Genomic DNA, 13,525 nt, shown 5'->3' with positions numbered 1-13,525 from the left:
ATGGAGAACAACTGATGAGCGATCTCGCCGGTATGCGACGGGACTACGAAGGTGACGCCCTGGCGCCCGAGAACACGCCCGACTCGCCACTTCCGCTGTTCGAGGGCTGGCTGGAAAAGGCGATCGAGACCGAGGGACTGGATGCCAACGCCATGACGCTGGCGACGGTCGACAGCGCGGGCCACCCCCACGCCCGCATCGTCCTGCTGAAAGGGTTCGATCAGAGTGGCTTCCGCTTCTATACCAACTACCAGAGCCAGAAAGGCAATGAGCTCGCCCACGTTCCCAACGCCGCCGTGGTGTTCTGGTGGCCGGCGCTGCAGCGCCAGATCCGCGTCGAGGGGAGCGTCTCGAAGGTGGACTCCCGACAGTCCGACGACTACTTTGCCAGCCGACCACGCCAGAGCCAGCTAGCGGCATGGGTCTCCCAGCAGAGCGTCGAGATTCCCAATCGTGACTGGATGAAAGAGCGACTGTCGCGCTTCGAGCAGGTCTATTCGGATCAGGATGTCGAACGGCCGCCGCACTGGGGCGGCTATCTTCTGGCGCCGCTGGCGGTGGAGTTCTGGCAGGGACAACGCAGCCGATTGCACGATCGCGTCCGCTACACCCGCCGCGACGAACACGCCCAGGAGTGGCATCGCACCCGGCTGGCGCCTTGAGCAGTCGCATCGGCTGATTCGCCAGCGGGGTTTTCTCCCATCCAATGCAAAGCGCCCGGTCATTTGACCGGGCGCTTCGCCATGAACCCCAATGAATGTCGTTACTGGGCCGTGCCGTCGGTCCATTCGGCGACGACATCAGGATTCTCCTCGACCCACTTCTTGGCGTTCTCGTACGGATCCGAACCCTCTTCCTGGTTCATGAGCATGACCTCACCCATCTGGTCCGGCGTCCAGTGGAAGTTGTCCAGGATAGCGTACGCCTGCGGCATCTTCTCTTTCAGACCCTTGTGAACGACGGTGTCGATGTGCTCGGCATCACCGTAGGCTTTCTTCGGATCGTCGAGATACTTGAGATCCCAGCGTGCGAACATCCAGTGCGGCGTCCAGCCGGTGACCACGATGTCCGCCTTGTCATCGATGGCACTCGCCAGTGCCGACGTCATGGCGGGACCGCTGCTCGACTGCAGCTGCATGTTGTCGAGACCGTACTCGTCGATGGCATCTTCGGTCTGTGCCATCAGGCCGGCGCCGGGGTCGATACCCACGATCTTGTCGTCGAACAGGTCGGCGTTGGCGTTGAGATCGGCGATCGATGAGACCTTCTCGTAAGTATACGCGGGGACGACCAGCCCCAGCTTGGTGCCGTTGAGATTGGGCCCGAGGTCCTCGACCTGATCCTTCACCTTGGCCATGTAGTCGCCATGTGTGGTCGGCAGCCAGGCGGCGACCATGGCATCGGCATCACCGGTACCCACCGCCTGCCACATCACCGCGGCGCCCAGCGATTCCATCTCGACGTCGTAGCCCTGCTGCTCGAGCACGGCGCGCACCACGTTGGTGGAGGCGACTTCCGAGGCCCACTCGACATAGGCCAGCTTGACGGTGCCCTTGCTGTCCTGCGCCTGGGCCACGCCGGCGGTCATGCTGAGGCCGGCGGCCATCATCAAGGCACCATAGCGAACGGCTTGCGACATTGCGTTGCGTGTCATCGACTTTCCCCTTCTTGTGGTTTACGTACCGCGAGTCCGGCTGTCGGCGAGACATTCGACGACAGCGGGCTCCACCCTGCTTCACTTCGTTTTCTTGCTGCCGCTGAGTGACTGTGTCAGGCGGTCGAGCAGCATCGCCATGATGACCACCGCAATGCCGGCCTCGAAGCCCTCGCCGGGACGCAGGCGTTGAATGGCCCGCCAGACCTCGCTGCCCAGGCCGTTGGCACCGATCATCGCCGCGATGACGACCATCGACAGGGCCAGCATGATGGTCTGGTTGATCCCGCCCATCAGGGTCGGCAGCGACAGTGGCAGCTGGACCTTGATCAGCTTCTGACTGCGGGTCGAGCCGTAGGCATCCGCCGCCTCGATCAGATCCTTCGGCACCTGCCGGATGCCCAGCGTGGTGAAGCGGATGGCCGGCGGCATCGAGAAGATCACGGTGGCGAAAATGCCGGAGACCGAGCCGATGCCGAAAAACGGGATTGCCGGGATCAGGTAGACGAACGCCGGCATCGTCTGCATGAAGTCGAGTACCGGCATGATCACCCGATAGAACCGGTCGGATACCGCAGCCAGAATGCCCAGTGGCAACGCGATCACGATCGCTACCAGTGTCGCGATGACCACCAGCGTCAGGGTCTGGATCATCGGATTCCACAGGCCCAGATTCCAGATCAGCGCCAGGCCGGCCAGGCCGCCGATGGCCAGACGCCGGCCGCTGAGCTTCCAGCACAGCAGCACGACCAGCGCAATCAGCGCCCATTCAGGCAACCACATCAACCCGTCGTTGAGCAAATTGATGCCACTTTGCGTCCCTCGCGAGATCGCTCGGGTGACGCCGGAAAACTCGGTGGTCAGGAAATCGAGCCCGCTCTCGATCCAGTTGCCCAGCGGGATTCTCGGAATATCGAAATCCATTATTGTTCTCCCGTCTGAGCCAGTTGTTCGAGTACGGCACCCTTGACGATCACGCCCAGCAGGCGCTGCTGGTCATCGATGACTGCCACCGGATAACTCTTGCCCTGAAACATGGGATAGAGCGTCGCCAGCGGCTCATCGGGTCCGATGTGGGGAAAGTCCGTGATCAGCAGCTCTTGTATCGAATCCTTGCCGGCCCTCGCCGCCTCATCGACATCATCGACCTCGACGATGCCCAGCAGCTTGCGCTCGCGGTCGACGACGTAGATGGAGTCCAGCGCATTCTCGCTCATCTTGCGCAGTGCGGTTCGCGGGCCGTCGTCGTGATGGGCCGTGGCGCGCACCGGACGCATCACCCGGCGGGAGGTGACGACCCGGGAGCGGTCCACCCCCTCGGTGAAACGGGCGACGTAGTCATCCGCGGGCTGCGTCAATACCTCTTCAGGGGTGCCGATCTGCACGATCTCGCCGTCACGGAGCAGAATGATGCGGTCACCGATGTGGAGGGCTTCATCGAGATCGTGGGTGATGAAGATCGTGGTCTTCTTCATCCGGTGCTGCAGTTCGATCAACTCCTGCTGCATGTCCCGCCGGATCAGCGGATCGAGGGCGGAGAACGCCTCGTCCATCAGCAGTACGCTGGCGTCGTTGGCCAGCGCGCGAGCCAGCCCGACCCGCTGCTGCATGCCCCCGGAAAGCTGGTTGGGATAGGCATGCTCCCACCCCTCCAGCCCGACCTGCTTGAGCGCGTTCTTGGCTTTCTCGGCTCGCTCGGCCTTGTCGACGCCGCGAATCTCGAGACCGTACTCGGCATTCATCTGCACGGTCCGGTGCGGAAACAGCGCGAAGTTCTGGAACACCATCGAGAAGTGCCGGCGCCGGCACTGCAACAACGCCTTGTCACTGAGCTGGGGAATGTTCTCGCCGCCGATGATGATGTCGCCTTCGGTGGGCTCGATCAGGCGGTTGAGGCAGCGGATCAGCGTCGACTTGCCCGAGCCGGAGAGCCCCATGATGACGAGAAGCTCGCCCTCCCGGACATCGAAATTGATGTTGGAGAGACCGAGCGTCTGCCCGGTCTTTTCGAGAATCTGGGCACGATTGAGACCCTCGTCGCGTAGTTTGAGTGCTTTCTTGGCGTCGTCGCCGAACACCTTGCTCAAGTTCCGCACTTGAATCTTGGTTTGCTGTGTGTCGGTCATGTCAGGCCTAGGTTGGCAAAGCAGAAAATGTCCTTCACGCCGTTGTCAGGATACGTGTCGAACGGTATCTGTTGGTGTTGTTAGGTTTCGTATCATACGGTTTTATCAATATCCCTTCAAACGACAATATCTTATAATTGAATGAGCGTTCAAACGGCTCCAGCCCCCCTCCTTCGTTGGTCAATCCATCGCCGCGTCGAGACGATGACGTTGCCAGTCGCTCTGCGGCTCATTCAGTTTCAGCGTGGCTTCCACGGTGCCCTCCTCGACGTTGGTGCGCAGCTCGAACCCGAGCGAGGTCAGCAGCCGGCGCATCGGCAGGTTGTCGCTGAGGATCGTACCCTCCATGACCAGCGTTCCCACCTGCCGGCTGTAGTCGATCATCTTCCGCATCAATCGGCGCCCCAGGCCGCTGCCGTGGAGGTCGTCCCGAACGATGATCGAGAATTCGGTGCGGATGTTGTCGGAGTCGTTCCATACCCTCACTACCCCAAGCATCTCTTCCGAAGGTGAAGCAGTGCCAGCTGCCCCGCTCTGCTGCCCGCCAGCCTGCTCGACGCGCCGGACCGCAATGAACGCCATCTGGCGGTCATAGTTGATCTGGCTCAGCTGTGACAGCTCCCGGGGTGACAGTACGGCCTTGTGGTGGAAGTAGCGGTAACGGATGCTCTGCTCGGATAGGAAGGTATGGAAATGGGTGATCAGCGGGGCATCCTCGCCGCGGATCGGCCGGATCTCGATCTCCATGCCGTTCAATGTCACGGTTTCCCGCAACTGCTCCGGATAGGGCATGATCGCCTGGGTCGACGCCGGCCCCAGGTCGAGCGCGAAGTCGACCGCCATCATCCCCTCGTGATTGAGCAGCAGCGGGTTGATCTCTAGCCCCTTGAGGCGCGGCAGATCCGAAGCCATCTGGGACAGCTTGACCAGCAGCCGGGCGACCCAGCCGACGGCGCTGTCCGGGTCCTCGCTGTGCTCGCGGATCAGGCGGCCCGCCCGGGTACGGTCCATCAGCTCCTCCGCCAGGCGCATGTTGAGCGGTGGCAGCGCCGTCTGGCGGTCGGCCATGACGTCGACCTTGTAGCCGCCCATGCCGAACACGATGACCGGGCCGAACTCCGCATCCCGCGTGATGCCAGCACATAGCTGCAGCGACCCCTTGCCGCGCTGCATGGTCTGGAGGCAGTAGCTGTAGATGGGGCTGTCGGGCAGCGCCTCGCCAACACGCGCCTCCAGTCGTACGACGGCGTCCACGACGCTGCCCGGCTGCTCCAGATCCTGGACCAGCGAGGTGGCCTGCCGCCGCGACTCGCCCCAGTAGCGAAACGGCTCGCAGTTGTCGCGGTGGACGATCTTGACGGCCCAGGGGCCCTGCAGTCGCTCGGTGGCCCGCTCCGCCTGCTCGAGATCGAACACGTACTCGCTGGGCGCACATTCGATGCCGTAGGCGGCCAGTACCTCACCGGTCTCCTGGTGCGTCAGCCGGTCTCGCCGGCGGTTCAGGGCGTCGTCGATAAGCGCATGGCAACGCTGCCGGCTGCCAGTACTGGAGTCGAACGGCAGCGAGGGAGGCGTCTCCTGCAGTAGATGCTGGACCTGGCGATAGCGCACCAGGTGGAGGAAGGCCCTGACGGCCTTTTCCGGCGACACGTAGCTGGGAATGCCGGCACGATTGCAGGCCGCACGGGCCTCTAGCGCCTCCTTCAGACCCATCCAGCTCACCAGCAGGCGGTGGCGGAAGCGCTGGCGCGCCTCGATCAGCATGTTGGCCGTGGCCAGCGATGGCGCCAGCCGCGTCGGCGCGTGAAGCACCAGAACCGCGTCGACATTGGGATCGCGGGCCACGATCTCCAGTGCACTCAGATAGTCTTCCGGGGTCGCCCTGCCGCCCAGGTCAACCGGGTTGCGCCCCGGTCTGCTGACATCCAGCCGGCGCTCCTTCAAGGCGCCGGCGGCCGTCTCACCGAGCTCTGCCAGCCGGCCCCCGCCATCGATCAACCTGTCGATCGCCAGCAGCGCCGGGCCCACGCCGTTCGAAACGATCGCCAGACGGTCGCCTTTCGGCGGCTTGAGCCGCGACAGCGTCTCCAGGGCATCGAACAGTTCGTCGGAATCACCGACCCGCACCACCCCGGCCCGGGCCAGTGCGGCATCGACGATGGCGTCTCGGCGATCGACCCCCGCAGTCGACGACACCGGCCTGAGCGTCGCCTCGGCGGTACGCCCGCTCTTGATCGCCAGCACCAGCCGATTGCGCGACGATTCCCGCAGCGCCGTCATGAAGTGCCGTGCATTGCCGAAGGCTTCCAGGTGCAGCAGTAGCGCCCGGCAGCGACCGGACTGGTTCAGATAGTCGATGAGGTCGGGCAACTGCACGTCGAGGCTGTCGCCCAGCGTGACAAGATGGGAAAAACCCACCTCGCGACCGGCGGCCCAGTCGATCATCGCGTTCCCCAGCATCCCCGACTGGCCGAGGTAGGCGACGCTGCCATCGCCTATCGGCTGGCTGGCATAGGTGGCATTGAGCTTCATGGAAGGCACCGCGACGCCCAGGCACTCCGGTCCGAGCACGCGCATGCCGGAGCGCAATGTCGCCCGCTCCAGTCGCGCGCGCAACGCCTTGCCGTCGCGGGAATCGTCTTCCAGCGACGCGCCACCCGAGACGATCAGCGCGGCCCTGACCTGCCGGCGTCCCAGCCGCTCCAGCACCGCCGGGACCCCGCTCAGCGGAGAGCAGACGATGGCGAGATCGGGGATCTCGGGAAGATCGGCGATGCGCCGGAAGCAGGTCACACCATGAACCTCCTGGTATCCCCGGGGATTGATCGCCCATACCGGCCCCGCAAAGCCGGCCTGCAGCAGATTCTGCAGGACGATTCCCCCCATCGATTCCGGTTTGGGGGAGGCGCCGATCACCACCAGTGATCTCGGCGCGAAAAAACGGCGCAGGAATTGCGTGGCCACCGTGAACCTCACGACGTCGACAAGGATGCGTTCAACCCTACACGGTCACGTCATCGAGGTTCAGACCCTAGACCAAAGTCGAAGCGAGACAATGTGACTTGTTGCGCCGGCCTCGCCCAGAATGGAGCTACCTCGAACCGGCCGGCGAGTCTCAATGATCACCTCCTATCTCACCCACCCCGATATCGCGCTGCACGACATGGGCTCCCATCACCCGGAGTCTCCCATGCGGCTCGAGGCCATCCGCGCCAGGCTCATGCTCAGCGGGGTTCTGCAGCAGACGATGCAGTCGGAACCCGGGCCGGTATCGACGCTCCAGCTCGAGAGGGTGCACGCCCCAGATTACCTCAGCGCGCTCGATGTCCAGCAACCGCAAAGCGGCCTCCAGCAACTCGATAGCGACACCCGCATGGGGCCTTACTCGCTGGCTGCGGCATCGCTCGCGGCGGGCGCGGCGGTCCGCGGTGTCGATCTGGTCTGCGGCAACCGCGCCGACAACGTGTTCTGTGCCGTTCGGCCACCTGGCCATCACGCCGAGCGCGCGCTGGCAATGGGGTTCTGCTTCTACAACAACGTCGCCGTGGCGGCCGCCCATGCCAGGGCCGCCCATGGCATCGAGCGAATCGCCATCCTCGATTTCGATGTCCATCAGGGCAACGGTACGCTGGATATCTTTCACGACGATCCCGCGGTACTGGTCTGCAGCAGTTACCAGGAAGCGTTCTACCCGTGGCGCTATCTGACCGGAGCGTGGCCCAACATCGTCAATACTCCCTTGCCTGCCGGTACCGGCAGCCTGGGGTTCAGGACCGCTGTCGAGCGGAACTGGCTGCCGGCGCTGGAGCGTCACCGGCCTCAACTGGTGCTTCTCTCCAGCGGCTTCGATGCTCACCGTGACGACCCGCTGGGCCAGTTGGCCCTCGGTCACGAGGATTTTCACTGGGTGACCACGCTCGCCATGGATGTCGCTCGCCGTCACGCCGGCGGCAAGCTGGTCTCGGTGCTGGAGGGTGGCTATCACCTCAAGACCCTGCCACTGAGCGTCGAGGCGCACCTGATCGCGCTGCTGGGTCACGCCTATTCGGTCTGAGGTAGCGGAGAGGTCGTTCTCGGCGCAGAGCCGCCGCCTCACGCTGTGATATTCTTGCACTCCGACACGAGACAACGACTCGACACTCCACGCTCCCGACAGAGAGTTTCATGGCCGCCAGTAACGATCAGGATGCCGCACTGCGAATCGCCGCCGGTCGCAAAGCCTTCGTCGAGCCCCTGCGTCTGGGCGAACGGCTCAAGGAGATACGGCTCTCGAACCAGTGGACATTGGGCGACGTCAGCACGCGTACCGGCCTGGCCCGATCGACGCTGTCCAAGATCGAGAACGATCAGATCTCGCCGACGTTCACCGCGGTCCAGAAGCTGATTACCGGCTTGGGCATCGATCTCCCCCAACTGCTCAAGCCGACCAAACCCAGGCGCCAGTCCAGCGGCCGACGCGATCTCACCCCGCGTGGCGACGGCAAGCGCCACCCCACTCCCACTTATGAGCACGAGCTGCTCTCATGCCAGTTGGCGCAGAAGCGCATGATCCCGTTCAAGACCATCGTGCGAGCGCGTCACTTCGAGGAGTTCCAGGAGTGGGTCCGCCACGACGGCGAAGAGTTTCTGATGATTCTCGAAGGGGAGATTCTGATCTATTCGGAACTCTACGAACCCTTGGCGATGGCGGCCGGCGATTCACTCTATTTCGACAGCGACATGGGCCACGCCCTGGTCTCCACCAGTCCGAACGATGCCGTGGTGCTCTCGGTCTGCACGCCCGGCGATACCGACTGACCGAGACGGCACGAACGTTCGACCCTGACTGCCACTCATCCTCCACGACAGGAGCTCCTGCTATGCACCACCTCGATGAGCAGACCCGCACCGAACTGGAAGCGGCCGCCTTTCGTCGGCTGCTTCGCCATCTGGACGCGAACAAGGACGTCCAGAACATCGACCTGATGATCCTGGCGGATTTCTGCCGCAACTGTCTCTCAAAGTGGCTGGTCAGTGCGGCCGAGACGCGGGGCGCCGAGCTGGATTATGAAACGGCACGCGAGTACGTCTACGGCATGCCCTACGCCGAGTGGAAGGCGCACCATCAGGCACCGGCGACCGACGAGCAGCTCGCCGCGCTGGAGGCGCGTCAGGCACGCAAGGCCGGCGCCGACGGCAGTCGGGAGGAAGCATGAGCGACTCGGCCATGATTCCGCTGTCGATCGCGGTACTGACGATCTCGGACACCCGGGACGAGGCCAGCGATCGCTCCGGGCAGACCCTCGTCGACCGCCTCGAAGCGGCAGGCCATCGCCTCGCCGAGAAACGCATCGTACCTGACGACGTCTATCGGATTCGGGCCGTGGTCGCGGGCTGGATCGCCGATGATGGCGTGCAGGTCGTACTGACGACCGGCGGCACCGGGTTCACCGGCCGGGACTCCACGCCCGAGGCCATCGCCCCGCTGCTCGACAAGCGCATCGAAGGGTTCGGTGAGCTGTTCCGGCAGCTTTCGTTCGAGGAGATCGGCAGCTCGACCGTGCAGAGCCGCTGCCTGGGCGGGATATCCAACGCGACCGTGATCTTCTGCCTGCCGGGGTCGACCGGTGCCTGCCGCACCGGCTGGGATCGGATTCTCCAGGAGCAGTTGGATAGCCGCCACCGACCCTGCAACTTCGCCAATCTGGTGATCCCGGGACGAGGCACACAGGATCATGGCTGAGAGAAATCAGGCTGAACTCCAGAGCGTCGAACGTGCCCTGGAAGCGCTGCTCGATGGCGTCTCGCGGCTCGAGGGCGAACGCATCGCCTGTCCGGACGCCGACGGCCGCGTGCTGGTGGACGATGTGCGGGCCGCCATCGATGTACCGCCGGCAGACAACAGTGCCATGGATGGATTCGCGCTGGCCAGCGCGGACAGTGGCAGGCAACTGCCGATCTCCCAACGCATTCCCGCCGGCCAGCCAGCGCAGCCGCTGGCGCCCGGCACCTGCGCGCGGATCTTCACCGGCAGCGAGATACCGGCCGGGGCCGACTGCGTGGCAATCCAGGAAAATGTCGAACGGGTCGGGGATACCGCGATCGTTCCGGTGACCCAGGCTGGACAGAACGTGAGACGTCGTGGGCTGGACGTGACCATGGGGCAGCCGCTGCTCGGCGCCGGCACGCGCCTGGGCGCGGCCGCGCTGGGGCTGCTCGCTGGCCAGGGCTACACGACGGTCGATGTGGTCAGGCGGCCGAGAGTGGCACTGCTGCTCACTGGCGACGAGATCGTCGAGCCCGGCCAGCCCCTGTCCAGCGGACAGATCTACAACAGCAACGGCCCGATGCTGGCCGCGCTGATCCGACGCTTCGGTGGCGAGCTGGTCAGCCAGGTCAGGGTTGCCGACGATTTCGGCACCACCCTGGCACGCCTGGAGGAAGCCGCGGCCGTTGCCGATGTCATCGTGACCACGGGCGGTGTCAGCGTCGGCGAGGAAGATCACGTCAAGCCGGCGCTGGAACGGCTCGGAACGCTCTCCCTGTGGCGACTGGCGATGCGACCGGGCAAGCCGCTGGCGCTGGGGACAATCGGTTCCACGCGCCTGGTGGGGCTGCCGGGCAACCCGGTATCGAGCTATGTCGGCGCCTGGCTCTACCTGCGGCCGCTGCTGGGCAGGCTCCAGGGCTGCGCCGATCGGGAGTCGCTTCCGGTGATCAGCGCCGAGGCCCAGTTCGAGACCCGTACCCAGGGTCGACGTCACTACATGCGCGCCAATCTCGAGTTTCACGGTGAGCGCATCCTTGCCACGCCCTACCCCGAACAGAGCTCGGCGGTCCTGACCTCCTGCGCCGAGACGAATGCCTTTGCCGTCATCCCGGCCGACAGCCATATTCGTCCCGGTGACCGGGTCGACTGTCTGTGGCTGCAGGGCTAGGGCCGGGTTACTCGCGGAAGCGCTGCTGCATGTCGGGCCAGAGCGCGACGAAAGCGGCCTCGAGACTGGCGTATTCGTCGCGCAGCCAGGGCGTCAACGCGGCGAGTTGATTGGGACCGCGCAGCCGCTGGCCGATACCGGCGATGGCACGGCAGGTGAAGTCGAAGTCGGCGTAGCGCTGCAGCCAGTTGCCATCGATCATCGCCGGCACCAGGCCCTCGAGCCGCGAGGGCGCCGGCCGCGCTCCGAGCACCCGATAGCAGCGCTCCACCAGCCTGGCGTCAGGGTGACGGCTGGCCAGGAAGTGGTCCCAGACCAGATCCAGCGCAATTCCGGCAAAACGCCGCTGGGCCTGCGGCGCCATTCGCAGCAGGTGCAGTACCTCCGCATGACGATCGATGGCGGCATCCACCTGGCGATGGTGACGGATGCCCGCGGCCACGGCCGGCGGCCATGACGCCAGATGCGCGCCCTTGATCCCGTCGGCAACCAGGTTGCCATAGAGGAAGTCGTCGCTGCCTTGACGTGAGAGCCAGGCGTGGGCAAGAAAGTTCATGGCGGGAATCGTTGGTGATCCTAGAGGCAGTTGGTCGGCTTGGGCAGCCCGGCCAGGCGGGCACCGACCTTGGCCGGGCTGTCGGGGAACAGCCGCATCAGATAGATCGAGTTGCCCTTCTCTTCACCCAGGGCCTGTTTCACCGCCTTGACCAGCGGGCGCATGGCTGGCGCCGCCTCGAAGCGCTGGTAGAAATCACGCAGCACTCCGATGATCTCCCAATGGGCGGGCGTCAGCTCGCGTCCCTCGTCCGCGGCCAACGCTTCGGCGACGCGTTCCGACCAGTCGTCGAGCGAGACCAGGTAGCCCTCGGGATCGAGAGCGACGGGATGCCCCTCCACCATCAAGGTTCTTGCCGTCCTGGTCGCCATCAGAACCAGCTCACGCAGCGTTCGTGGGTCTCCGTCAGCGCCAGGAAGCCGTTCATGTCGACGATTTCGACGGAAGGATCGACCCGCTCGGCCAGCCCTCGGGCGACCAGATCCTCCTGGAGCACGGATACCCGCCCGCCAAAGGGTTCGAGCGCAGCGCCGGCCGAAGGCTGCGCCGCGTAGCAGGCATCCTCGATCAGCAGCAGGTGGTCGTCAGAGCCGAAAGCCTCGCTCAAATCCTGGTAGGTGGCGGTCGATCGAGGGGAGCGGTTGAGCAGATGCAGCATCATGAGCGTCGTTCCGAGCCTAGAAAATCAGGGTATGGGGGTGGCACTGAAGGAGTTCCACCATGGCGCTGGCTTCCAAGGGTACCACCGGCAACATCAGATCGTCCGTCGAGAGACCGCGCTCGCGCAGCCCCCTGGCGCTGACCCACAGCGTATCGATGTCGTACATCTCCAGCATGGCGAGCTGCGGATGGGTGCCCTTCTGGCCCAGGGCGCCGGCCTGTTGCCCCTTCAACAGCGCGTAGATGCCATCTCCCTGGAACAGCAGACCGACGCGCTGGCCGAACGCCGCCGCAACCAGCGCCACATCCAGACCTTCGCGCAGCCATTGGGTGCCGTGGGGTGGGTGGCGCAGCACCACCAGCAGATCCTGCGGCACGGGGCGGGAGCCAGAAACGTCGATCATGGCGCGAAGGTGATCATTCGATCACTGGTCAGCATGGCATCGACCAGTTGGCCGACCCCCGTCAACTCGAAGGGCGCTTCGAGGCTATGCGACATCGCACCATGGCGGCTGGCTTCGCCGACGTCCAGCAGCCCGCGGCGCAATCCGGCTGCCACGCAGACCAGCAGTTCCGTGCCATGTTCGCGGTGAAGCCGTTTCCAGCCATCGGCCAGGTGGACCTCGTCCTGCGGCGGCGCCATCAGGGCCGAAGCGTTATGGACGCCATCGTGATAGAAAAAGACCGTTTTCATTCGGTGACCGTTCGCCACGACGGTATCGGCGAAGCGTAACGCCGACAACGCCGCCTGATGACTGTAAGGCGCGGCATGTAGCAGTAATGCGTAATTGAGCATGACGACCGATGATTCCGTGCAAGCTGCCGGGAGAAGTCTGGCATGCTCATGGTATCAAACGGCGAGGCCCCACCGTAGTGGGGCCTCGTTTGCGTCGATACCACGCCAAGGAGATCAGTCGCGAGACATGACACCCAGGATCGACAGCAGACTGATGAACAGATTGTAGATCGAGACGTAGAGCGTGACGGTTGCCAGGATATAGTTGGTCTCCCCGGCGCGATTCACGATCTCGCTGGTCTGGTACAGAATCGCCGCGGACGAGAACAGCACGAAACCGGCGGAGACTGCCAGCGCCAGGCCCGGGATGTTGAAGATCAGCGCAGCGACCATGGCCAGTACCAGCACGATGGCGCCCGCCATCATGAAGTTACCCAGGAAGCTGAAGTCCTTGCGCGTGATCAGCGCCACGGCCGACAGCCCCAGGAAGGTGGCCGCGGTCATGCCCAGCGCCGTCATCACCAGCTGCGCGCCATTGGGAATCGACAGATAGAGGTCGATGATCGGCCCCAGCGTGAAACCCATGAAACCGGTGAAGGCGAAGATCGCCGCGATGCCGGCACCGGAGTTGGCGGTCTTGTGGACCAGGAACATCAGGCCATAGGCACCGATGAAGAACACGAAGATGTTGAGCTGCGTGACGCCCATCGCCATGGCGACGCCGGCGGTCACGGCGGAGAATAGCAGTGTCATGGCCAGCAACATGTAGGTGTTGCGCAACACCTTGTTGGTGCTGACCGCACTCGATCGGCGATCGGTGATGTCGTGCGACGTTCGATAATCCATTTGTCGTCCCCTCAGTTCTGTTGAAACTCA

The 13,525-nt window shown here is 64.3% G+C and carries 16 protein-coding genes; 6 read left to right on the top strand and 10 right to left on the bottom strand.

The window, feature by feature from the left end; translation table 11 throughout:
* Positions 1 to 11 precede the first annotated feature (11 nt).
* Positions 12 to 662 carry a pyridoxamine 5'-phosphate oxidase gene (gene pdxH, locus AAGT95_RS16040; RefSeq protein ID WP_110600457.1) on the top strand — a complete coding sequence of 217 codons (651 nt, stop codon included), beginning with the start codon at positions 12 to 14 and terminating at the stop codon, positions 660 to 662.
* Between the two features lie 101 nt (positions 663 to 763).
* Here pdxH and AAGT95_RS16035 read toward each other — a convergent pair whose 3' ends face one another.
* From AAGT95_RS16035 to AAGT95_RS16020, 4 genes are all read right to left on the bottom strand, one after another.
* Entirely contained in the window at positions 764 to 1,654 is an 891-nt protein-coding gene (locus AAGT95_RS16035) for a glycine betaine ABC transporter substrate-binding protein (protein WP_342594450.1), read from the bottom strand.
* Between the two features lie 81 nt (positions 1,655 to 1,735).
* The gene (locus AAGT95_RS16030) at positions 1,736 to 2,578 is read right to left on the bottom strand and encodes an ABC transporter permease (protein WP_110599720.1); all 843 of its coding nucleotides are present in this window, start codon (positions 2,576 to 2,578) and stop codon (positions 1,736 to 1,738) included.
* Complete coding sequence (locus AAGT95_RS16025) at positions 2,578 to 3,780, bottom strand: quaternary amine ABC transporter ATP-binding protein (RefSeq protein ID WP_110599722.1); 1,203 nt, start codon at positions 3,778 to 3,780, stop codon at positions 2,578 to 2,580. The genes AAGT95_RS16030 and AAGT95_RS16025 overlap by 1 nt, the downstream gene beginning before the upstream one ends.
* A 180-nt stretch (positions 3,781 to 3,960) precedes the next feature.
* Positions 3,961 to 6,744, bottom strand: coding sequence for a bifunctional acetate--CoA ligase family protein/GNAT family N-acetyltransferase (locus AAGT95_RS16020; RefSeq protein WP_342594449.1), 2,784 nt, complete (start codon positions 6,742 to 6,744; stop codon positions 3,961 to 3,963).
* Positions 6,745 to 6,898: 154 nt separating this feature from the next.
* Between AAGT95_RS16020 and AAGT95_RS16015 the strand changes: the two genes are divergently transcribed.
* From AAGT95_RS16015 to glp, 5 genes are all read left to right on the top strand, one after another.
* Positions 6,899 to 7,834, top strand: coding sequence for a histone deacetylase family protein (locus AAGT95_RS16015; RefSeq protein ID WP_342594448.1), 936 nt, complete (start codon positions 6,899 to 6,901; stop codon positions 7,832 to 7,834).
* 110 nt (positions 7,835 to 7,944) lie between these two features.
* Entirely contained in the window at positions 7,945 to 8,577 is a 633-nt protein-coding gene (locus AAGT95_RS16010) for an XRE family transcriptional regulator (protein ID WP_342594447.1), read from the top strand.
* 62 nt (positions 8,578 to 8,639) lie between these two features.
* On the top strand, positions 8,640 to 8,975 hold the full coding sequence (locus AAGT95_RS16005) for a DUF1244 domain-containing protein (protein ID WP_110599730.1): 336 nt from the start codon (positions 8,640 to 8,642) through the stop codon (positions 8,973 to 8,975).
* On the top strand, positions 8,972 to 9,502 hold the full coding sequence (moaB, locus tag AAGT95_RS16000) for a molybdenum cofactor biosynthesis protein B (RefSeq protein WP_342594446.1): 531 nt from the start codon (positions 8,972 to 8,974) through the stop codon (positions 9,500 to 9,502). The genes AAGT95_RS16005 and moaB overlap by 4 nt, the downstream gene beginning before the upstream one ends.
* Complete coding sequence (gene glp / locus AAGT95_RS15995; RefSeq protein ID WP_342594445.1) at positions 9,495 to 10,697, top strand: gephyrin-like molybdotransferase Glp; 1,203 nt, start codon at positions 9,495 to 9,497, stop codon at positions 10,695 to 10,697. The genes moaB and glp overlap by 8 nt, the downstream gene beginning before the upstream one ends.
* Before the next feature lie 7 nt (positions 10,698 to 10,704).
* Here the strand turns inward: glp and AAGT95_RS15990 are convergent, their stop codons facing one another.
* The 6 genes from AAGT95_RS15990 to AAGT95_RS15965 all read right to left on the bottom strand — a co-directional run bounded on the left by AAGT95_RS15990 (position 10,705) and on the right by AAGT95_RS15965 (position 13,495).
* The gene (locus AAGT95_RS15990; protein WP_110708996.1) at positions 10,705 to 11,253 is read right to left on the bottom strand and encodes an ACP phosphodiesterase; all 549 of its coding nucleotides are present in this window, start codon (positions 11,251 to 11,253) and stop codon (positions 10,705 to 10,707) included.
* A 20-nt stretch (positions 11,254 to 11,273) separates the two neighbouring features.
* Positions 11,274 to 11,624 carry a TusE/DsrC/DsvC family sulfur relay protein gene (locus AAGT95_RS15985; RefSeq protein WP_110599739.1) on the bottom strand — a complete coding sequence of 117 codons (351 nt, stop codon included), beginning with the start codon at positions 11,622 to 11,624 and terminating at the stop codon, positions 11,274 to 11,276.
* Positions 11,624 to 11,914 carry a sulfurtransferase complex subunit TusB gene (tusB, locus tag AAGT95_RS15980; RefSeq protein WP_342594444.1) on the bottom strand — a complete coding sequence of 97 codons (291 nt, stop codon included), beginning with the start codon at positions 11,912 to 11,914 and terminating at the stop codon, positions 11,624 to 11,626. The genes AAGT95_RS15985 and tusB overlap by 1 nt, the downstream gene beginning before the upstream one ends.
* A 16-nt stretch (positions 11,915 to 11,930) precedes the next feature.
* Entirely contained in the window at positions 11,931 to 12,317 is a 387-nt protein-coding gene (tusC, locus tag AAGT95_RS15975) for a sulfurtransferase complex subunit TusC (RefSeq protein WP_110599743.1), read from the bottom strand.
* Positions 12,314 to 12,709, bottom strand: a complete 396-nt coding sequence (gene tusD, locus AAGT95_RS15970; protein ID WP_110599745.1) for a sulfurtransferase complex subunit TusD — start codon at positions 12,707 to 12,709, stop codon at positions 12,314 to 12,316. The genes tusC and tusD overlap by 4 nt, the downstream gene beginning before the upstream one ends.
* A gap of 114 nt (positions 12,710 to 12,823) precedes the next feature.
* A complete protein-coding gene (locus AAGT95_RS15965) occupies positions 12,824 to 13,495 on the bottom strand; it encodes a Bax inhibitor-1/YccA family protein (RefSeq protein WP_110599747.1) in 672 nt (223 codons plus the stop codon).
* Positions 13,496 to 13,525: the final 30 nt, after the last annotated feature.

Source organism: Salinicola lusitanus, from assembly GCF_038648475.1.
In the GTDB taxonomy this organism is placed as follows: domain Bacteria; phylum Pseudomonadota; class Gammaproteobacteria; order Pseudomonadales; family Halomonadaceae; genus Salinicola; species Salinicola lusitanus.
This window is presented reverse-complemented; position numbering and strand designations above follow the sequence as displayed.